Annotated in this window: 23 protein-coding genes and 1 other annotated feature; of the genes, 10 read left to right on the forward strand and 13 right to left on the reverse strand. The window is 53.9% G+C overall.

Annotated elements, in window-relative coordinates; genetic code table 11:
• Nucleotides 1-8: 8 nt before the first annotated feature.
• The 9 genes from btuC to thrS all read right to left on the reverse strand — a co-directional run bounded on the left by btuC (nucleotide 9) and on the right by thrS (nucleotide 8264).
• Nucleotides 9-989 carry a vitamin B12 ABC transporter permease BtuC gene (btuC, locus tag ACOTW6_RS05595; RefSeq protein ID WP_045334064.1) on the reverse strand — a complete coding sequence of 327 codons (981 nt, stop codon included), beginning with the start codon at nucleotides 987-989 and terminating at the stop codon, nucleotides 9-11.
• 103 nt (nucleotides 990-1092) lie between these two features.
• Complete coding sequence (gene ihfA / locus ACOTW6_RS05600) at nucleotides 1093-1392, reverse strand: integration host factor subunit alpha (protein WP_013097001.1); 300 nt, start codon at nucleotides 1390-1392, stop codon at nucleotides 1093-1095.
• Nucleotides 1393-1396: 4 nt separating this feature from the next.
• A complete protein-coding gene (gene pheT / locus ACOTW6_RS05605; RefSeq protein ID WP_421766233.1) occupies nucleotides 1397-3784 on the reverse strand; it encodes a phenylalanine--tRNA ligase subunit beta in 2388 nt (795 codons plus the stop codon).
• A gap of 15 nt (nucleotides 3785-3799) precedes the next feature.
• Nucleotides 3800-4783, reverse strand: coding sequence for a phenylalanine--tRNA ligase subunit alpha (gene pheS / locus ACOTW6_RS05610; RefSeq protein WP_003857809.1), 984 nt, complete (start codon nucleotides 4781-4783; stop codon nucleotides 3800-3802).
• Nucleotides 4784-4845: 62 nt separating this feature from the next.
• Nucleotides 4846-4970 (reverse strand) — a sequence feature (Phe leader region).
• Entirely contained in the window at nucleotides 4921-4965 is a 45-nt protein-coding gene (gene pheM, locus ACOTW6_RS05615; protein ID WP_001386830.1) for a pheST operon leader peptide PheM, read from the reverse strand. Its footprint overlaps the feature before it by 45 nt.
• Nucleotides 4971-5087: 117 nt before the next feature.
• Complete coding sequence (gene rplT / locus ACOTW6_RS05620) at nucleotides 5088-5444, reverse strand: 50S ribosomal protein L20 (protein ID WP_000124850.1); 357 nt, start codon at nucleotides 5442-5444, stop codon at nucleotides 5088-5090.
• 50 nt (nucleotides 5445-5494) lie between these two features.
• A complete protein-coding gene (rpmI, locus tag ACOTW6_RS05625) occupies nucleotides 5495-5692 on the reverse strand; it encodes a 50S ribosomal protein L35 (protein ID WP_001124225.1) in 198 nt (65 codons plus the stop codon).
• Nucleotides 5693-5789: 97 nt separating this feature from the next.
• Complete coding sequence (infC, locus tag ACOTW6_RS05630; RefSeq protein ID WP_023616141.1) at nucleotides 5790-6332, reverse strand: translation initiation factor IF-3; 543 nt, start codon at nucleotides 6330-6332, stop codon at nucleotides 5790-5792.
• A 3-nt stretch (nucleotides 6333-6335) separates the two neighbouring features.
• Nucleotides 6336-8264 (reverse strand): threonine--tRNA ligase, encoded by a 1929-nt coding sequence (thrS, locus tag ACOTW6_RS05635; RefSeq protein ID WP_062932557.1) that lies wholly within the window; start codon nucleotides 8262-8264, stop codon nucleotides 6336-6338.
• A 323-nt stretch (nucleotides 8265-8587) separates the two neighbouring features.
• Between thrS and yncL the strand changes: the two genes are divergently transcribed.
• Together yncL and yniD are read left to right on the forward strand one after the other, a co-directional pair.
• On the forward strand, nucleotides 8588-8680 hold the full coding sequence (yncL, locus tag ACOTW6_RS05640; RefSeq protein ID WP_017384656.1) for a stress response membrane protein YncL: 93 nt from the start codon (nucleotides 8588-8590) through the stop codon (nucleotides 8678-8680).
• 98 nt (nucleotides 8681-8778) lie between these two features.
• Entirely contained in the window at nucleotides 8779-8886 is a 108-nt protein-coding gene (gene yniD, locus ACOTW6_RS05645) for a small membrane protein YniD (RefSeq protein WP_003857815.1), read from the forward strand.
• A gap of 150 nt (nucleotides 8887-9036) precedes the next feature.
• On the opposite strand, the gene ACOTW6_RS05650 is transcribed toward yniD, so the two are convergent.
• Nucleotides 9037-9270 (reverse strand): hypothetical protein, encoded by a 234-nt coding sequence (locus ACOTW6_RS05650; RefSeq protein WP_062932556.1) that lies wholly within the window; start codon nucleotides 9268-9270, stop codon nucleotides 9037-9039.
• Between the two features lie 275 nt (nucleotides 9271-9545).
• Nucleotides 9546-10304, reverse strand: coding sequence for a DUF481 domain-containing protein (locus tag ACOTW6_RS05655; protein WP_062932715.1), 759 nt, complete (start codon nucleotides 10302-10304; stop codon nucleotides 9546-9548).
• 296 nt (nucleotides 10305-10600) lie between these two features.
• Between ACOTW6_RS05655 and pfkB the strand changes: the two genes are divergently transcribed.
• From pfkB to ACOTW6_RS05670, 3 genes are all read left to right on the forward strand, one after another.
• Nucleotides 10601-11533 (forward strand): 6-phosphofructokinase II, encoded by a 933-nt coding sequence (gene pfkB, locus ACOTW6_RS05660; RefSeq protein ID WP_062932555.1) that lies wholly within the window; start codon nucleotides 10601-10603, stop codon nucleotides 11531-11533.
• A 91-nt stretch (nucleotides 11534-11624) separates the two neighbouring features.
• A complete protein-coding gene (gene ghoS / locus ACOTW6_RS05665; RefSeq protein ID WP_047051472.1) occupies nucleotides 11625-11915 on the forward strand; it encodes a type V toxin-antitoxin system endoribonuclease antitoxin GhoS in 291 nt (96 codons plus the stop codon).
• Between the two features lie 105 nt (nucleotides 11916-12020).
• The gene (locus ACOTW6_RS05670) at nucleotides 12021-12881 is read left to right on the forward strand and encodes a fructosamine kinase family protein (RefSeq protein ID WP_032619835.1); all 861 of its coding nucleotides are present in this window, start codon (nucleotides 12021-12023) and stop codon (nucleotides 12879-12881) included.
• 36 nt (nucleotides 12882-12917) lie between these two features.
• Here ACOTW6_RS05670 and ACOTW6_RS05675 read toward each other — a convergent pair whose 3' ends face one another.
• On the reverse strand, nucleotides 12918-13454 hold the full coding sequence (locus ACOTW6_RS05675) for a YniB family protein (protein WP_015570741.1): 537 nt from the start codon (nucleotides 13452-13454) through the stop codon (nucleotides 12918-12920).
• A 142-nt stretch (nucleotides 13455-13596) separates the two neighbouring features.
• Between ACOTW6_RS05675 and hxpB the strand changes: the two genes are divergently transcribed.
• From hxpB to tcyP, 4 genes are all read left to right on the forward strand, one after another.
• Nucleotides 13597-14268, forward strand: a complete 672-nt coding sequence (gene hxpB / locus ACOTW6_RS05680) for a hexitol phosphatase HxpB (protein WP_213788650.1) — start codon at nucleotides 13597-13599, stop codon at nucleotides 14266-14268.
• Nucleotides 14269-14396: 128 nt separating this feature from the next.
• A complete protein-coding gene (gene kduD, locus ACOTW6_RS05685; RefSeq protein WP_017384658.1) occupies nucleotides 14397-15158 on the forward strand; it encodes a 2-dehydro-3-deoxy-D-gluconate 5-dehydrogenase KduD in 762 nt (253 codons plus the stop codon).
• A 95-nt stretch (nucleotides 15159-15253) separates the two neighbouring features.
• Nucleotides 15254-15844: a metal-dependent hydrolase gene (locus ACOTW6_RS05690; protein ID WP_015570742.1), complete on the forward strand. Its 591-nt coding sequence runs from the start codon at nucleotides 15254-15256 to the stop codon at nucleotides 15842-15844.
• A 127-nt stretch (nucleotides 15845-15971) separates the two neighbouring features.
• A complete protein-coding gene (gene tcyP / locus ACOTW6_RS05695; RefSeq protein ID WP_015570743.1) occupies nucleotides 15972-17363 on the forward strand; it encodes a cystine/sulfocysteine:cation symporter in 1392 nt (463 codons plus the stop codon).
• Nucleotides 17364-17411: 48 nt separating this feature from the next.
• On the opposite strand, the gene cedA is transcribed toward tcyP, so the two are convergent.
• Nucleotides 17412-17666 (reverse strand): cell division activator CedA, encoded by a 255-nt coding sequence (cedA, locus tag ACOTW6_RS05700; protein WP_071524159.1) that lies wholly within the window; start codon nucleotides 17664-17666, stop codon nucleotides 17412-17414.
• 188 nt (nucleotides 17667-17854) lie between these two features.
• On the opposite strand from cedA, the gene katE reads away from it, so the two are divergent.
• Nucleotides 17855-20104 (forward strand): catalase HPII, encoded by a 2250-nt coding sequence (katE, locus tag ACOTW6_RS05705; protein WP_062932553.1) that lies wholly within the window; start codon nucleotides 17855-17857, stop codon nucleotides 20102-20104.
• Nucleotides 20105-20182 lie beyond the last annotated feature (78 nt).

Below are 20182 nucleotides of genomic sequence, written 5' to 3' on the forward strand. Positions count from 1 at the left end.
GTTGTGTTTTAACGTCCAGCTTTTAATAGTAGCCAGATAAAGACCGGCGCGCCCAGCGTTGCGGTCACCACGCCTATGGGCAACTCAGCGGCCGTCAGGGCGAGCCGGGCGATGATATCGGCAATCAGCAGCGTTGCCGCCCCGGCAACCGCCGAGGCCGGGAGCAGGGTTCGGTGGTCCGTAATACCGCACAGACGCAGCATATGCGGGATCACCAGCCCAATAAAGCCAATCGCCCCCGCCAGCGCCACGCTTACGCCCACCATCCAGCCGATGGCGATAACCAGCACGTTGCGCCAGAATCCAATCGGCATCCCGAGCTGGCGAGCAGACGTTTCCCCCAGCGCGAGAATATTAAGCGGCTGCGCCTGGAACGCCGTCCACAGGATGACCGGGATCAGGAGCACCATCAGCCACCCCTGACGCCAGTCGACGCCACCAAATCCCCCCATCATCCAGTACATTAACTGGCGCAGATCGAAGGAGGTGGAGAAGTAGACGGCCCAGGTCATCAGCGCACTACAGATGATCCCCAACGCTACCCCGGCAAGCAGCAGCCGGCTGGTGGATAAGTGGCGACGGGCAAAGCGCAGAAGGATAAGGGTGATCAACAGCGCGCCAAGGATTGCGCTGAGGCTAATCCCCCAGGCGGAGAGCTCGCTTCCCCCCAGCATCACGGCGGCGATAAGCCCGACGCCTGCGCCATTCGAGACCCCGAGAAGTCCGGGTTCCGCCAGGGGGTTTTCAAATAATGCCTGCATGATCGTACCGCACAGCGCCAGCGCCGCGCCGACTAAAAGGACCGCCAGCGTCCGCGGCAGGCGGATCTGCCAGACAAAGAGCTGTCCTTCAGGCGTAAACCAGCTTTCCGGCCCCAACCACCGATCGCCCGCACACAGGCTGACGGTGGTGGCGACAATCAACAGCACCCCGAGCAGACACAGGCGGCGGAGATCGGAGCGGTGCTGGCGACGGGCAAGATCAAGCATAGACGATAGGTTATCCGGTTGAGATATCATTGATTTTACGGCGGGTTTAGCAAATAGCGCAAAGAAAAAAGGCCGCGTGAGCGGCCTTTTTAGTTAGTTCATATTACTCTGTTTTGGGCGTTGCGTTTTCGACACGGCTTTTTAACTTCTGTCCGGGTCTGAAGGTCACCACGCGGCGGGCTGTAATGGGAATATCTTCCCCCGTCTTCGGGTTACGGCCCGGACGTTGGTTTTTGTCTCGCAAATCAAAATTGCCAAAGCCGGAGAGTTTAACCTGCTCACCATTTTCCAGAGCACGACGGATCTCTTCGAAAAACAGCTCTACCAGCTCTTTGGCATCCCGTTTGCTAAGCCCAAGCTTATCAAACAGATATTCTGACATTTCAGCTTTTGTAAGCGCCATAGGTTCAATCCCTCAATGATGCCTGGAATCGCTCTTTTAATGCCTCTACACATTTGGCGACGGTAGCGGCAATCTCCTCTTCTTCGAGTGTACGGCTGGTATCCTGAAGGATAAGGCTAATAGCGAGGCTCTTGAAACCTTCTGCTACGCCCTTGCCGCGGTACACGTCAAATAAGTTTACGCCAACTACCTGATTTACGCCAACTTTCTTACATTCGGCCAAAATATCTGCTGCGGGCACATTTTCAGCGACCACAACCGCGATATCACGGCGGTTTGCCGGGAAGCGTGAGACGTCCTGCGCCTGAGGAATGACGCGGTCTGCAACCGGGTTCCACTCCAGCTCGAATACGATGGTACGGCCATTCAGATCCAGCTTACGTTCCAGCTCCGGGTGAACAACCCCAATGAAACCAACGCGTTTGCCGTCTAAATAGATCGCCGCACTCTGACCCGGATGCAGGGCTGGAATCGCTTCTGCGCGGAATTCAATTTCGGATAATTTACCGGTCAGATCGAGAATCGCTTCCAGATCGCCCTTCATATCGTAGAAATCAACCGTCCCTTTTGCCAGGTCCCAGTGCTCTTCATAGCGGTTACCGCTGATGGCGCCGGCCAGCATGAGATCCTGACGGATGCCTAAATTCGCCTGAGTATCCGGTACAAAGCGCAAACCGCTTTCGAAAATACGTACATGGTTTTGCTGACGGTTCTGGTTATAAACGATAGTGCCCAGCAGTCCCGTCCACAGGGACAGACGCATCGCTGACATCTCGCTGGAAATCGGGCTTGGCAGGATCAGCGCTTCCTCACCCGGGTGGATCAGCTGTTGCAGCTTAGGATCAACGAAGCTGTAGGTGATCACTTCCTGGTAGCCTTTGTCGTTCAGCATGGTTTTCACACGCTTCAGAGACAGATCGGCTTCGCGATGGCTGCCCATCACCAGACCCGCCTGCACCGGCTCGTCAGGGATGTTGTTGTAGCCGTACACGCGGGCCACTTCTTCCACCAGATCTTCTTCGATCTCCATGTCAAAACGCCAGGATGGCGCAACGGCTTTCCACTCGTCCTGACCTTCAGTGACTTCGCAGCCCAGACGCGTCAGAATGTCGGTCACCTGCGCATCGGCAACGTGGTGACCAATCAGGCGATCCAGCTTGCTGCGGCGCAGGGTAATGGTCGCACGCTTCGGCAGCGTCGCTTCGTTGGTCACATCGATAACCGGACCCGCTTCGCCGCCGCAGATGGCGATCAGCAGGCGAGTCGCACGCTCCATCGCTTTGTATTGCAGCGCAGGATCCACGCCACGCTCGTAGCGGTGAGAAGCATCAGTGTGCAGACCGTGACGGCGTGCGCGGCCGGTGATGGAGAGCGGGCTGAAGAACGCGCATTCCAGCAGGACGTTTTGCGTCTCGTCGTTAACGCCAGAGTGCTCGCCGCCGAAGATCCCGCCCATCGCCAGCGCTTTGTTGTGATCGGCAATCACCAGGGTGTCAGCGTTCAGTTTCGCTTCGCTGCCGTCCAGCAGAACCAGGGTTTCGCCCTCTTTCGCCATGCGCACGACGATCCCACCTTCGATACGATCTTTATCAAAGGCGTGCATTGGCTGGCCCAGCTCCAGCAGAACATAGTTGGTGACGTCGACGACTGCATCGATAGAACGGATACCGCAGCGACGCAGTTTCTCTTTCATCCACAGCGGGGTTGGCGCTTTAACGTTAATACCTTTCACCACACGACCGAGGTAGCGTGGGCAGGCCTCAGGCGCGTCTACCTGTATCGGCAGCACGTCACTGATGGTTGCCTCAACCGGAGCGATCTCCGGCACGTTCAGTTCAGTCTGGTTCAGCACGGCCACGTCGCGGGCCACACCGATGATGCCTAAACAGTCAGCACGGTTTGGCGTTACGCTGATTTCGATGGTGTTGTCATCAAGCTTCAGGTATTCGCGGATATCGGTACCAACTGGCGCATCCTGCGGCAGTTCAATAATGCCGGAGTGATCGTCGGAAATACCCAGTTCGGAGAAGGAGCACAGCATGCCTTCAGACGGCTCACCGCGCAGCTTAGCCGCTTTGATTTTGAAATCGCCCGGCAGCACCGCACCGACGGTCGCCACGGCCACTTTCAGGCCCTGACGGCAGTTTGGCGCACCGCAGACGATATCCAGCAGACGGTCACCGCCCACATTGACTTTTGTTACGCGCAGTTTGTCAGCGTTAGGGTGCTGACCGCATTCAACCACTTCGCCCACGACCACGCCGGTGAAGGCGCCAGAAACCGGCTCTACACCGTCAACTTCCAGACCCGCCATGGTGATCTGGTTGGAAAGCGCGTCGCTGTCCAGCGTGGTGTTCACCCATTCGCGTAACCACAGTTCACTGAATTTCATTGTTCTGTCCTGCCCTTATTTAAACTGTTTGAGGAAACGCAGATCGTTTTCGAAGAACGCACGTAAATCGGTCACGCCGTAGCGCAGCATGGTCAGACGCTCCATGCCCATACCGAACGCAAAGCCGGAATACACTTCCGGATCGATACCCACGTTGCGCAGCACGTTTGGATGCACCATGCCGCAGCCCAGCACTTCCAGCCATTTGCCGTTTTTACCCATCACGTCAACTTCCGCAGACGGTTCAGTGAACGGGAAGTAGGACGGACGGAAGCGAACCTGCAAATCTTCCTCAAAGAAGTTGTTCAGGAAATCGTGCAGCGTGCCTTTCAGGTTGGTAAAGCTGATGTTTTTATCAACAATCAGACCTTCCATCTGGTGGAACATTGGGGTGTGGGTCTGATCGTAGTCGTTACGGTATACGCGACCCGGCGCGATGATGCGGATTGGCGGCTCCTGTTCCTTCATGGTGCGGATCTGCACGCCGGAGGTCTGGGTACGCAGCAGACGGGTGGCGTCAAACCAGAAAGTGTCGTGGTCAGCACGTGCCGGATGATGGCCAGGAATGTTCAGGGCATCGAAGTTGTGGTAGTCATCTTCAATTTCCGGGCCAGTCGCCACGGTAAAGCCGAGCTCACCGAAGAAACTTTCAATACGATCGATAGTACGGGTAACCGGATGCAGACCGCCGTTTTCAATACGACGACCCGGCAGAGAGACGTCTATCGTTTCTGCCGCCAGGCGCGCATTCAGGACTGCGCTTTCCAGCTCGGCTTTACGCGCGTTCAGCGCCTGCTGTACCTGCTCTTTGGCTTCGTTAATCACTGCACCGGCTGCCGGGCGCTCCTCTGCTGGCAGTTCACGCAGGGTAGTCATCTGAAGGGTCAAATGCCCTTTCTTGCCCAGATATTCGACGCGGACATTGTCTAACGCGGCAACATCTGAGGCCTGGTTAATGGCGGCCGTTGCACTGGCAACCAGCTCTGCGAGATGTGACATGGTTTTCCTCATTATGTCGGTGCAGACACCGAATTGTTGGACGTATTCTCTTAACTTCAGGCACAAAAAAAGCCTCCATCGGGAGGCTTATCTGGCGCTGTTTTTCGTTTCATCTTTCACGCGCTAGCCTCCTGAAGTCAGGTGCTAAAGTAAAAGAAGAAGCGGAAAATAGCAGCATTCATGCTTGCGTTACCTTGTAGGGTAAAAACCGTTAAGACCTTATTGAAAAGCCTGCACGGATAAATGTCAATCTTCTGATGGTGTTAAATGAAAAGAGGAGGCAAAGCCCCCTCTCTCAACTGGCTTATGCCAGTGCTGCTTTCGCTTTTTCGACCAGAGCGGTGAACGCTACTTTGTCGAATACTGCGATGTCAGCCAGGATCTTACGGTCGATTTCAACAGAGGCTTTTTTCAGGCCGTTGATGAATTTGCTGTAAGAAATACCGTTCTGACGTGCTGCTGCGTTGATACGCGCAATCCACAGTTGACGGAACTGACGCTTACGCTGACGACGGTCACGGTAAGCGTACTGACCTGCTTTGATAACAGCCTGGAAGGCAACGCGGTATACGCGTGAACGCGCACCGTAGTAGCCTTTAGCTTGTTTCAAAATTTTCTTGTGACGTGCACGTGCAATTACACCACGTTTTACGCGAGCCATGTGTGCTCTCCTGTATCTATTCTAAGTTAAAAAAGTTAAACGTTAACGACTTATGCGTACGGCAGGCACGCGATGACCAGGCCCAGATCGCCTTTAGAAACCATGGCTTTTGGACGCAGGTGACGTTTACGCTTGGTAGCTTTCTTAGTCAGAATGTGACGCAGGTTAGCGTGCTTGTGCTTAAAACCACCTTTACCGGTTTTTTTGAAGCGCTTAGCAGCACCGCGTACGGTCTTAATTTTTGGCATTTTAATAACTTCCACTTCGCATTGTTAAATAAACGAAACATAGGCGAACAAAACCTATGGGGCCCGAAGGCTCCACAGATTTTGCTGCTTGAAGGCCTTACTGTTTCTTCTTAGGAGCGAGCACCATGATCATCTGGCGGCCTTCGATCTTCGTAGGGAAGGATTCGACTACTGCCAGTTCACTCAGATCGTCACGGACGCGGTTAAGCACTTCCATACCAATCTGTTGGTGGGCCATCTCACGACCGCGGAAACGCAGCGTGATCTTGGCCTTATCGCCATCTTCCAGAAAGCGAATCAGGCTGCGGAGTTTTACCTGATAATCGCCATCGTCGGTACCAGGACGGAATTTAATTTCCTTAACCTGGATAACTTTTTGCTTCTTCTTCTGTTCCTTAGAAGACTTACTCTTTTCATAAAGGAACTTGCCGTAGTCCATGATACGACAAACTGGCGGTTCGGCGTTAGGGCTGATTTCAACTAAATCTACTCCAGCTTCTTCAGCCTTTTCGATCGCTTCTCTCAGACTCACAATCCCCAGCTGCTCGCCTTCCAGACCTGTTAAGCGAACTTCCTGGGCGCGAATCTCGCCATTGATACGATTCGGACGTGCCGTTTGAACTCGTTTTCCGCCTTTAATACCTTATTCCTCCAGTTGTTGAAGACTGCGGCTGCGAATCTCTTGTTGCAGCTTCTCAATCACTTCACTTACGTCCAGGCTCCCCAGGTCTTTACCACGGCGGGTGCGAACGGCAACTTTGCCTGCTTCCACCTCTTTATCACCACAGACCAACATATACGGGACACGACGTAAAGTGTGCTCGCGGATTTTAAAGCCAATCTTCTCATTTCTCAAGTCTGCTTTTACGCGAATGCCCGCATTTTGTAGTTTCTGCGTCAATTCTTTAACGTAATCCGCCTGAGAATCGGTAATGTTCATCACCACGACCTGCACTGGCGCAAGCCAGGTTGGGAAGAAGCCCGCGAACTCTTCGGTCAGGATGCCGATGAAGCGCTCCAGTGAACCGAGAATCGCACGGTGAATCATAACCGGCACCTGACGCTCGTTGTCTTCGCCAACATAAGAGGCGCTTAAACGCTGCGGCAGGGAGAAGTCCAGCTGTACCGTTCCGCACTGCCATGCGCGATCGAGGCAGTCATACAGGGTAAATTCAATTTTCGGACCGTAGAATGCGCCCTCGCCCAGCTGGTATTCGAACGGAATACCGTTCTCTTCCAGCGCTACGGCAAGATCCGCCTCTGCGCGATCCCATGTCTCATCGCTGCCGATACGTTTTTCCGGACGCGTTGAGAGTTTGACCACGATCTTCTCGAAGCCAAAGGTGCTGTACATATCGTAGACCATACGAATACAGGCGTTAACTTCTTCACGGACCTGATCTTCAGTACAGAAGATATGCGCATCATCCTGAGTAAAGCCACGAACACGCATCAGACCGTGCAGCGCACCTGATGGCTCGTTACGGTGGCAGCTACCGAACTCCGCCATACGCAGCGGCAGATCGCGGTAGGATTTCAGACCCTGGTTGAAGATCTGAACGTGGCCCGGGCAGTTCATTGGCTTGATGCAGTATTCACGGTTCTCAGACGAAGTGGTGAACATCGCATCTTTGTAGTTGTCCCAGTGGCCGGTCTTTTCCCACAGCACACGGTCCATCATGAACGGGCCTTTCACTTCCTGATACTGGTACTCTTTCAGCTTGGAGCGCACGAACGTTTCCAGTTCACGGAAGATAGTCCAGCCGTCGTTATGCCAGAACACCATCCCCGGCGCTTCTTCCTGCATATGATACAGGTCAAGCTGCTTACCGATTTTACGGTGGTCACGCTTAGCCGCCTCTTCCAGGCGTTGCAGGTATGCGTTCAGGGCTTTCTTATCGGCCCACGCGGTACCATAGATACGCTGCAACATTTTGTTGTTGCTGTCGCCACGCCAGTAAGCGCCTGCGATTTTCATCAGCTTGAAGTGATGACAGAAGCGCATATTCGGCACGTGCGGACCACGGCACATGTCGACGTATTCCTGGTGATGGTACAAGCCTGGCTTGTCATCATGAGCGATGTTTTCATCAAGAATCGAGACTTTGTAGTTCTCGCCGCGCTTCACGAAGGTTTCACGCGCTTCGTGCCAGCTGACTTTCTTCTTAATGACGTCATAGTTGGTTTCGGCGAGCTCGTGCATTCGTTTCTCGAGCGCGTCGATATCTTCCTGAGTCAGGGTGTGGTCAAGGTCAACGTCGTAATAGAAACCGTTGTCGATAACCGGGCCGATCGCCATTTTGGTGTTTGGCCACAGTTGCTTGATAGCATGGCCTAACAGGTGCGCACAGGAGTGACGAATGATCTCCAGACCTTCTTCGTCTTTCGCGGTGATGATCGCAAGCGTTGCATCGCTTTCAATCAGATCGGACGCGTCTACCAGCTCGCCGTTTACGCGACCTGCGATGGTTGCTTTTGCGAGTCCAGGACCGATATCCAGGGCAACATCCATTGGGCTAACAGCGTGGTCGAAATGGCGTTGGCTGCCATCAGGAAGAGTAATTACAGGCATTTTATATCCTTATTTGCAGTGATGCCCCACACATAAGAGCATATACAAAGAAAATAATCGTGATTAAACAGTAGATTACGAAACCATCTGACCAACAATCGTCAAATTGGGTCGTCATCGTGCACCTGCCGATTTCAGATAAATGCGGATTTACGGCAAGCAGGGTAATGGTAACACTATTGAAAGGGCGAATGCACCTTCTGCGACCGTTTTGAACCGCACATCCTTTTGTATGCGTTCATGAACTTTTGCTGGCAGAGGCTCGCAATCCGAAAGTCCTGAGCTATTCTTGACTTGGTCCTTAAACATCGAAGGGGTATCACATGAATGTATCCAGCAAAACCGTTGTGATATTGAATCTACTTTCCGCTGCTTGCCTGGTATTGATTCTGGCTGACAGATTCCATTGGTTTTAAGCCGAACCGGTGTTCCGGCATAACCTGTTGTCCCGGGTTGAGCGCTTTCTGGCGCAAATTTTGATAGACTAAGGGTATCAACTGACAAGGATTAGGTTATGCCAACAAAAAGATTTGCCGTGAAGCACTGGAAAATGGTCGTGGTGTTAATTGCTATTTGCGGCGCGATGTTGCTGTTGCGCTGGGCCGCAATGATCTGGGGCTAATATTTTGTCAGCAAAAACGTGGCGGTAATTTACTGAATAAAATTTAACTATCTTTACGATAATTTAGGGTACAAAAACCGGTACGTCATAATCCGGTTTTCGACAGGCTATGACAGCGTATATATTGCGTCAGAGGCGGCAGTTGAAATATCAGGACCACTCACCCGCCACCAGCTTGTGTACATCAAATGCGTCATTCATTGACTGGCCGGTAGACTGAGAGCCGGGGGCAATGTTGGAGCCCGCTTCTACACCAGAGGCTTTAGCGATCCCGATTGGGTTGTTAACGTCACTGGCAGGTTGTGTCATATTATCAGCAGCAAATACGCCAAATGAAAGTGCGGAAAGCACCATCGCTGCTGTAGCGGTTTTGATTTTTTTCATAATTTTATTCTCATACTTATTTAATGCGTTTAATGCGATATGCCTGAGGCGATTTTTTCGCCTGTGCCGTAAGTGTAGATCTGGATCACATTTTTGCCTAGTCAAATTATTTATCAATTCGTGTCAAATAAACTGAATAAGGTCTGACAAGCAATTATGGAGAAATTATGAAGAAGAAACCAAACCCATTATTTATTTTAAAACGCCGTTTAATATAAATAAGCACAGTTTCAGAAAATAAAAAACAGGCCGAGAAGAGTCCCGGCCCGACGATATTACATTTTATAACCTAAAGAAATCGTGGTTCGGCGATCGGTATGTTCCGGTGCAGAATCAGGTGGTGATGAGTTCCAGGTTACGTTGTACGCCACCTTGAGTCCAAAGTGTTCGTTGATGGCCATGTTCAACGCACTTTCTGAGTTCAGCGTTGTATCTTCAGCACCAAACACCGACACACCCTGGGTGAATTTTGCGTTGTCCGTCATCTGCCATGCATAGGTGCCCGATGCATAACCCAACGGCTGGGTTTCATCTTCGCCGTTGGTGTACTCGTCGTAACGGACACCCGGACCGAATTCAAAACGCAGGCTGTGCACCGGCCCATTGAGGAACTGACGACCATAACCCGCAGTTACGACATCACGCTGGCGATAGCCGTTGTAGCGGTCAGTCAGCCAACTCGCCTGCCCGAACAGGTAGTCATAATCGGTCATGTTGTATCGGCTACGTCCGCCTACCGCGTATTTCTCCGATGAGCGTTGATCGTTAGCAGAGGTGTTGCTGGCATTTCCCCACAGCGACCAGGCCGTGGTGTTGCCGTACCAGGTCAGGGTGCTGTCTGCGGTCAGGGAGGAGCTTTTCGTATTACCGGATTGCGCCAGATACCCGGCATTCACGTTACCTTCAAAGGGTTTTTTGGCAGTGGAGGGATCGTCCATGACAGTAAAAACGGTATCATCGGCGGTTGCATTCAGTGACGCAAATACGCCACCCGCCAGCATCAGTGCTGCGGGTACTGTCTTCAAAAGCTTCATTTTATTTAAGGAGTCCGTACAACATAAAAAGAGACCGTCACGGTCTCGGAAACTTTCTTGCGGATCAATGACAAGGCGACCATAGAAAGGTAACAAATTATAAAAAGCCGCAAATAACATAGCAATATTTTCTTCTTTCATTTTTTGAATAAGAACGATCCCAAAACGCGTTTTATTTTATATGCCCGGCGCAGGTTATTTGTCAGCATTCATATTTAAAATCATACTGTTATTTACGTTGCCTTCCTGCCAAACGGTGCCAGGCTTAAAAGAACCCATGATAAAAGGAGGTCATGATGGCTTCGATTTATACGCTGACACTCTCCCCTTCCCTCGACTCCGCGACCATGACGCCGCAAATCTACCCGGAAGGTAAGCTGCGCTGTAGCGCGCCGGTGTTTGAGCCAGGCGGCGGCGGCATCAACGTGGCGCGCGCTATTACCCATCTCGGCGGAAAAGCCACCGCCATCTTCCCCGCTGGCGGCGCCACGGGAGAACATCTGGTTGCGTTGCTGGCAGATGAACAGGTGGCCGTAGACACCGTCGATGCTAAAGACTGGACCCGGCAGAACCTGCATGTCCATGTTGAATCCAGCGGCGAGCAATATCGTTTTGTGATGCCGGGGGCGAAATTAAGCGATGATGAGTTTCGTCAACTGGAAGAGAAAGTGCTGACCATTGAAAGCGGCTCATTACTGGTGATCAGCGGTAGCCTGCCGCCGGGCGTCGAAACAGAGAAACTGACGGCGCTGGTTCAGGCGGCGCTCCAGCGCGGCATCCGCTGCATTGTCGATAGCTCGGGCGAAGCCCTGAAGGCGGCGTTAGAGCCCGGACAACTTGAACTCGTTAAACCTAACCAGAAAGAGCTCAGTGCCCTGGTTAATCGCGAACTCAACCAGCCCGATGACGTGCGTACTGCCGCAGAAGAGCTGGTACGTACGGGCAAAGCGCATCGCGTTGTGGTTTCTCTCGGTCCTCAGGGTGCGCTGGCCGTCGACAAGACGGGCTTTGTGCAGGTTGTGCCACCGCCGATGAAAAGCCAGAGCACCGTGGGTGCCGGTGACAGTATGGTTGGCGCGATGGTGCTGAAGCTGGCGCAGGGCGCTTCGCTTCTGGAGATGGCACGCTATGGCGTCGCGGCAGGGAGTGCAGCCACCATAAACCAGGGAACGCGCCTGTGTTCGCTTGCGGATACCCAGAAAATTGTCGATTACCTGGCGAGAAGCTGAACCTGCTTCCCCTTCCCATGGAGGGGGAAGTCGCTAAACAGGGCATATCGACTATGCTAAGAAAACTTTCAGGATAACAACGAGGTGAATTATGAGCAGTGGTGATATCACCCGCTACGTCGTAACCGTGAATATTCATGAGGCGTCGCTGACCGAACTGAATGAACTCAACAACGCGTTCACGCGGGCGAATTTTCTGCTCACGCTGACGGACGATGAGGGCAATATTCACGATCTCGGCTCACTGGCATTTGGCCTGATAAGCCCGCTGAGCCAGGAAGAGGTGAAGGCGCTGGCCAGTAGCCTGGTGGAAAGCGTGACTGACAAAGCCACGGAAATTGATGTGGATAGCTGGGAAAACTGGCATAAAAAAGCACAATAAGTGCCCTGTATAAAATTAAACCGCTCAGTTGTGCGTTAGTTCCTGTTTTTTTATAGCCGTTTTGCGCTAACTTTATGATCTGGCAGACAACATGGGAGAGACATCATGTGGCAGGCTATCAGTCATCTTTTAAGTGAGCAACTGGGTGAAGGTGAAATTGAACTGCGTAACGAACTGCCAGGCGGAGAGATCCATGCCGCATGGCATTTACGTTACGCCGGGCGCGATCTTTTCGTTAAATGTGATGAGCGCGAATTACTCCCCATTTTTACTGCCGAAGCCGATCAGCTTGAGCTGTTATCGCGCAGTAAAACAGTCACCGTTCCGCAGGTTTTAGCCGTCGGCAGCGATCGTGACTATAGTTTTCTGGTGATGAACTATCTTCCCGCGCGCCCTCTGGATGCGCACAACGCCTTTATTCTCGGGCAACAGATCGCCCGTTTGCACCAGTGGAGCGATCAACCTCAGTTCGGGCTCGATTTTGATAACGACCTCTCCACTACCCCACAGCCAAACGCATGGCAGCGCCGCTGGTCGACCTTTTTCGCCGAGCAGCGCATCGGCTGGCAGCTGGAGCTGGCCGCTGAAAAGGGATTAGCGTTCGGCAACATCGACGCGATTGTTGAACACATTCAGCAGCGTCTGGCTTCGCATCAGCCTCAGGCTTCCCTTCTGCACGGTGATTTATGGTCGAACAACTGCGCGCTTGGTCCCGATGGTCCCTATATATTTGACCCGGCCTGCTACTGGGGCGACAGAGAGTGTGACCTCGCAATGCTGCCGTTGCATCCTGAACAGCCGCCGCAAATTTATGATGGCTATCAGTCTGTCTCGCCGTTACCTGCGGGTTTCCTTGATCGTCAGCCGGTTTATCAGCTGTACACCTTGCTAAACCGGGCTATTTTGTTTGGCGGGAGTCATCTGGTGAATGCCCAGCGGGCGCTGGACCGTATCCTGGCGGCATAGCGGGAGGGGGCGGCTTCACGCCCCTTCCCTTAGGATTTACAGGAAGCCAAGCAGCGTAAAGAAGAAATAGCCGGCCACAATGATAATGACTGGCAGGATGTAGAGCGGGAAAAACTGCACGAAAATGGTATGACGCGGCACGACAATGCGCGATTCGATCTGCTCGCGGCTCATCCCGTCAGGGCCTTTCGCCTTCTCAAGGATCAGCTGGTCTTCCACCCCTTCGCGTAAAAAGCGGGTCTGGCGACTCATGCGCGCGCCGGAGGCCTGCAACGCCATCGCGATAAATATCAACGCATAGATTATCCAGAAACCGACATTCAGCTGGTGGTGAAAATCCGGCGTGGGCGAGTTGAACCAGAAGACGTTCAGGAACGGGGTGTTAAACCGCATCATCTCAATCATGACGTGGGCAAAATCAAGCATAACGGCGTTGATGCCCGGCTGTTTTTCGCTGTGATCGTACATAAATTTGAGTACGGAGATCAGCGTTGAAATCAGGGCGGGAATGAAAATAACCCAACCAGCAATACGTTTTAAGACCGCAATGCGTCCAGCTTGTTGATACGTCATTAGTTCCTCTTCATAAAGACGCGTTATTTGTGCCTAAGTCTACCTGCTGTCGGTCATTTTCGCCCGCTCTTTGAATGCAATATGCTAAATTGCTTGTGCTTAGCACCGTTCGTCTTACCCCCCAAGATAAGGAGATGTTGTAATGTCGACCCCGCGCCAGATACTTGCCGCTATTTTTGACATGGATGGATTGCTGATTGATTCCGAACCCCTGTGGGATCGGGCTGAACTGGACGTGATGGCCAGCCTCGGCGTCGATATCAGTCGTCGTAACGAGCTTCCCGATACCCTGGGGCTGCGCATCGATATGGTGGTTGACCTCTGGTATGCCCACCAGCCATGGGTTGGCCCAGATCGCGACGAAGTAATGGCGCGCATTATCAACCGCGCCATTTCTCTCGTAGAAGAGTATAAGCCTCTGTTACCGGGCGTACGCGACGCTATCGCCCTGTGCAAGGCGCAAGGGCTGAAAGTGGGGCTGGCCTCCGCCTCACCGCTGCATATGCTGGAAAAAGTGCTGACGATGTTCGGGCTGCGCGACAGCTTCGACGCGCTGGCCTCGGCCGAAAAGCTTCCTTACAGCAAGCCACATCCGCAGGTGTATATGGACTGCGCCGCGAAACTGGGGCTGGATCCGCTTACCTGTGTGGCGCTGGAAGATTCGGTTAACGGCATGGTGGCGTCCAAAGCCGCACGTATGCGCTCCATCGTTGTGCCGGCTGAAGAAGGCCGACACGATCCCCGTTTTGCCCTCGCAGACGTCAGGCTGACGTCTCTTGAAGAATTGACTGCCCGCCATCTGCGCGGGGAGTAACGCCCTCGCAGGCAGCTTCGGCTGCCTGCCTCGCCAAATCAAAACATCGTTTTAGTTTATTTGCTTTTCTCATTCCAGACTCCTATTCTTACGTGCAGAATGGCAATAACCTGACTTCTGAGGCGCGTATGATACTGGATGCTTTTACTCTGGCAGGAAAAGTGGCGATGGTGACCGGGTGCGATACCGGTCTGGGGCAAGGCATGGCCATTGCCCTCGCCCAGGCAGGATGCGATATCGTGGGGGTTAACCGCAAGGTTCCTGACGAAACGGCAGCGCGCGTTACGGCGCTGGGACGACGCTTTATCGCGATTCGCGCCGATCTTGGCAAGCAGGAGAGTATTCAGAGCGTGGTGGATACCGCAGTCGCTGAGATGGGTCGTATCGATATTCTGGTGAACAATGCCGGCACCATCCGCCGTGCCGATGCGCTGGAATTTAGCGAGAAGGACTGGGACGAGGTCATCGATCTCAATCTGAAATCGGTCTTTTTCCTCTCTCAGGCAGTGGCGAAACAGTTTATCGCGCAGGGCCAGGGCGGCAAGATCATTAACATTGCCTCCATGCTCTCCTTCCAGGGCGGCATCCGGGTGCCCTCCTATACGGCGTCCAAAAGCGGTGTGCTGGGTCTCACCCGCCTGCTGGCGAACGAATGGGCAACGCTGGGCATTAATGTGAATGCTATTGCGCCGGGTTATATGGCGACCAATAACACCCGGCAACTTCGCGATGATGAGCAGCGCAGCCAGGCGATCCTTGACCGTATTCCGGCGGGCCGCTGGGGTCTGCCGGAGGATTTACAGGGTCCGGTGGTGTTCCTGGCCTCATCGGCCTCTGATTACGTTAACGGTCATACCCTCGCCGTAGACGGTGGCTGGCTGGCGCGCTAACCGCGCGTTTGTGACAAAGAGTTACACCGTCACCTCTTTCACACACTGTATAAAAACCCTATACTGTATGAATCGACAGTTTACCGGGTTTTATCATGACGGCGGAAGGCCACCTGCTTTTTTCACTTGCCTGTGCAGTGTTTGCCAAAAACGCTGAACTGACCCCTGTGCTGGCACAGGGGGACTGGTGGCATATTGTCCCTTCCGCCGTGCTGACCTGCCTGCTGCCGGACATAGATCATCCAAAGTCATTCCTTGGCCAGCGGCTGAAGTGGATTTCAAAACCCATCGCCAGAGCCTTTGGTCATCGCGGGTTTACCCACAGCCTGCTGGCCGTATTCGGCCTGCTTACACTCTTCTATTTGAAGGTTCCGGAGAGCTGGATCGTCCCGGCGGATGCCATTCAGGGTATGGTGCTCGGCTACTTAAGCCATATCCTCGCCGATATGCTGACGCCAGCGGGCGTACCGCTGCTCTGGCCCTGCCGCTGGCGTTTCCGCCTGCCCATCCTCGTGCCGCAAAAAGGCAACCAGCTTGAGCGCGTTCTGTGCATGGCGCTGTTTGCGTATGCCGTCTGGATGCCGCAGACATTGCCCGAAAATGGTGCAGTGCGCTGGTCATCGCAGATGATCAACTCGCTGCAATTTCAGTTCAATCGTTTTATTAATCACCAGATTGAACATTAAACCGACAATATAATCACTTTTGTCATAAACCATTCCATATGGATATAAGCGCGACATCACACTTCTGATAACCTTGCGCCAACAGGTTCGGTAAAAACCGACCGTATAATAAATCAGGAGAACGGGGATGAATTTTCCACTCATCGCGAACATTGTTGTGTTCGTCGTATTGCTATTGCTTCTCGCCCAGGCTCGCCACAAACAGTGGAGCCTGGCGAAAAAGGTACTGGTCGGTCTGGTCATGGGCGTGGTGTTTGGCCTGGCCTTACACGCCATTTACGGCTCCGATAGCCCGGTACTGAAAGATTCCATTCAGTGGTTCAACATCGTCGGTAACGGCTATGTACAGCTGCTGCAAATGATCGTTATGCCGCTGGTATTCGCCTCTATTCTGAGCGCCGTAGCCCGCCTGCATAATGCCTCTCAACTGGGTAAAATCAGTTTCCTGACCATTGGTACCCTGCTCTTCACCACGCTGATTGCGGCGCTGGTGGGTGTGCTGGTAACCAATCTGTTTGGCCTGACTGCTGAAGGTCTGGTGCAGGGTAGCGCTGAAACCGCGCGTCTGACGGCGATTGAGACCAATTACGTGGGTAAAGTGGCCGATCTGACCGTTCCGCAGATGGTGCTCTCCTTCATTCCGAAGAACCCGTTTGCTGACCTGACCGGTGCAAGCCCAACCTCCATTATCAGCGTGGTGATCTTCGCGGCGTTCCTGGGCGTGGCGGCGCTGAAGCTGCTGAAGGACGATGCGCCAAAAGGCGAGCGCGTGCTGACTGCCATTGATACCCTGCAAAGCTGGGTGATGAAGCTGGTGCGTCTGGTCATGCAGCTGACGCCGTACGGTGTCCTGGCGCTGATGACCAAAGTCGTGGCAGGCTCCAACCTGCAAGACATCATCAAGCTTGGCAGCTTTGTGATCGCCTCTTACCTGGGGCTGGGCATTATGTTTGTGGTGCACGGTATCCTGCTGGGCGTGAACGGCGTTAGCCCGCTGAAATATTTCCGCAAAGTCTGGCCGGTGCTGACCTTCGCCTTCACCAGCCGTTCCAGCGCGGCATCTATCCCGCTGAACGTGGAAGCACAGACCCGTCGTCTGGGCGTACCGGAGTCTATCGCCAGCTTCTCGGCCTCCTTTGGCGCCACCATCGGGCAGAACGGCTGTGCGGGTCTCTACCCGGCGATGCTGGCCGTGATGGTTGCCCCAACCGTGGGTATTAACCCGCTGGATCCGGTCTGGATTGCGACGCTGGTGGGTATCGTGACCATTAGCTCCGCCGGTGTTGCGGGCGTGGGCGGCGGCGCGACCTTCGCTGCGCTGATCGTTCTGCCTGCGCTGGGGCTGCCGGTGACGCTGGTTGCCCTGCTGATCTCTGTTGAACCGCTGATCGATATGGGTCGTACCGCCCTGAACGTGAGTGGCTCAATGACCGCCGGTACCCTGACCAGCCAGTGGCTGAAGCAGACCGACAAAACGATTCTCGACAGTGAAGAAGATGCCGAACTGGCCCATCGTTAATCACTGCTGAAATAAAATAACCGCCTGCGGGCGGTTTTTTTATGGCTGTTATTCTTCAACCTCTTCATCCTGGCGGGTCTGCACAGCCCATCGCTGCGCCGACTCAGGCACCGTAAACGCAGGGGAGCGACGGAAGTGCTCGCCAATCAGCACGAAGGCAACGTATTTACCCCGTAACATCCAGACATCGCGAAAACCATCCACTTTCAGGGCATGGTCAGGCGGCGCGGGTTCAACGCGGGGCACATAGCTAATAACCTGGCGGTTTTGTTGACGAAGAGGTTTCATAAGCGACGGGTTCACTAAAGCAAATTCTTAAAGCAGGAAATTTCTATCATAGCCGATTCTCCCCCCACCCGTCGCGCCTGACGTGTGGCAGATGGCTCCTTTCGCTAATCACTTCCTCTGAAAACGCTTAGTTCGCCTGCTAATTCATCACATTGTTCTATCCTTAATAGGGTTTTCAGGAACGAACAAAGGAGAATCGTGCAATGTCGAACAATGATAAACCCCATCAATCCCCTATTCATGGCACCGAAGAATCTCAACCAGGAATGGACTCACTCGCCCCGGCTGATGGCTCGCATAAACCGTCGCCAGGTCCTTCGGCGCCGGGCGAGCAACCTACTGCACCGGGAAGCATGAAGTCACCCGATGCGGACAACGAAAAGTTAAAATCTCTCGACCCGCACCGCAAAGGGGGTGAAGGCTATGCGCTGACCACCAATCAGGGCGTGCGCATCGCCGATGACCAGAACTCCCTGCGCGCCGGAACGCGCGGCCCGACGCTGCTGGAAGATTTCATCCTGCGGGAAAAAATCACCCATTTCGACCATGAGCGTATTCCTGAACGTATCGTTCACGCTCGCGGCTCCGCGGCGCACGGCTATTTCCAGCCGTACAAGAGCCTGAAGGCGATCACGAAGGCGGATTTCCTTTCCGATCCGAACAAAATCACGCCGGTGTTTGTGCGCTTCTCTACCGTACAGGGCGGCGCGGGGTCGGCCGACACGGTGCGTGATATCCGCGGCTTCGCCACCAAATTCTATACCGAAGAGGGCATTTTCGACCTCGTCGGGAATAACACCCCGGTTTTCTTCATTCAGGATGCACATAAATTCCCTGACTTTGTCCATGCGGTAAAACCAGAGCCACACTGGGCCATACCGCAGGGACAAAGTGCGCATGACACCTTCTGGGACTACGTCTCTCTGCAACCGGAAACCCTTCACAACGTGATGTGGGCGATGTCTGACCGGGGGATCCCACGCAGCTATCGCACCATGGAAGGGTTTGGTATTCATACCTTCCGTCTGATTAACGCTGAAGGTAAAGCGACGTTTGTGCGTTTCCACTGGAAACCGGTCGCGGGGAAAGCGTCCCTGGTGTGGGATGAAGCACAGAAGCTGACCGGGCGCGATCCGGACTTCCACCGTCGCGAACTGTGGGAATCCATTGAAGCCGGTGATTTCCCGGAATACGAGCTGGGGTTACAGCTGATCCCGGAAGAGGACGAGTTCAAATTCGACTTCGACCTGCTCGACCCAACCAAGCTTATTCCCGAAGAGCTGGTGCCGGTTCAGCTGGTGGGCAAAATGGTGCTTAACCGCAACCCGGATAACTTCTTCGCGGAGAATGAGCAGGCCGCGTTCCACCCGGGCCATATTGTGCCAGGGCTGGATTTCACCAACGATCCGCTGCTACAGGGCCGTCTGTTCTCTTACACCGATACGCAGATCAGCCGTCTCGGTGGACCGAACTTCCACGAAATTCCTATCAACCGTCCGACCTGCCCGTACCATAACTTCCAGCGTGACGGGATGCATCGCCAGGATATCGATACCAACCCGGCGAACTACGAGCCAAACTCCATTAACGATAACTGGCCGCGTGAAACCCCGCCGGGGCCAAAACGTGGCGGATTTGAGTCGTATCAGGAGCGCGTGGACGGTACAAAAATTCGCGAGCGCAGCCCGTCATTCGGCGAATATTACGCTCAGCCTCGCCTGTTCTGGAACAGCCAGACCCCGATTGAACAGCAGCACATTATCGGCGGTTTCAGTTTTGAACTGAGTAAAGTGGTACGTACCTACATTCGCGAGCGCGTGGTCGACCATCTGGCGCATATTGATATCCAGCTTGCTCAGGGCGTGGCGAATAATCTCGGCATCACGCTGACTGACGAGCAATGCCATGCCGCGCCGCCAAAAGACGTGAACGGGTTGAAGAAGGATCCGTCCCTGAGCCTGTACGCGGTACCTGGCGGGTCAATTAAAGGCCGCGTAGTGGCTATCCTGCTGAACGATAAACCGCGCGCCAGCGACGTGCTGGGGATCATGCGGGCGCTCAAAACCCAGGGCGTACATGCCAAACTGCTTTACTCCCGCATGGGTGAAGTAACGGCCGACGATGGCTCTGTCCTGCCGATTGCCGCGACCTTCGCCGGAGCGCCGTCGCTGACGGTTGACGCGGTGATTATGCCGTGCGGCGACGTTGAGAGCCTGCTCGGTAACGGTGATGCCGCCTATTACCTGCTGGAAGCCTATAAGCACCTGAAGCCAATCGCCCTGGCAGGCGATGCGCGGAAGTTTAAATCTCTGCTGAAGGTACCGGATCAAGGGGAAGAAGGCATTGTCGAAGGTGATAACATTGACGATGCGTTTATGACCCGGCTGTTTGACCTGCTTGCCGCGCACCGCGTGTGGTCGCGCAGCAGTAAGATTGACCAGATACCGGCGTAAAAAACCATACCCGGTTGTGCGGCCTGAAGCCCTCACCCCGGCCCTCTCCCTCGGGAGAGGGAGAAAACAATAAAAACG

It is taken from the genome of Enterobacter cloacae complex sp. IR5403 (assembly GCF_049238705.1).
GTDB lineage: Bacteria > Pseudomonadota > Gammaproteobacteria > Enterobacterales > Enterobacteriaceae > Enterobacter > Enterobacter hormaechei_C.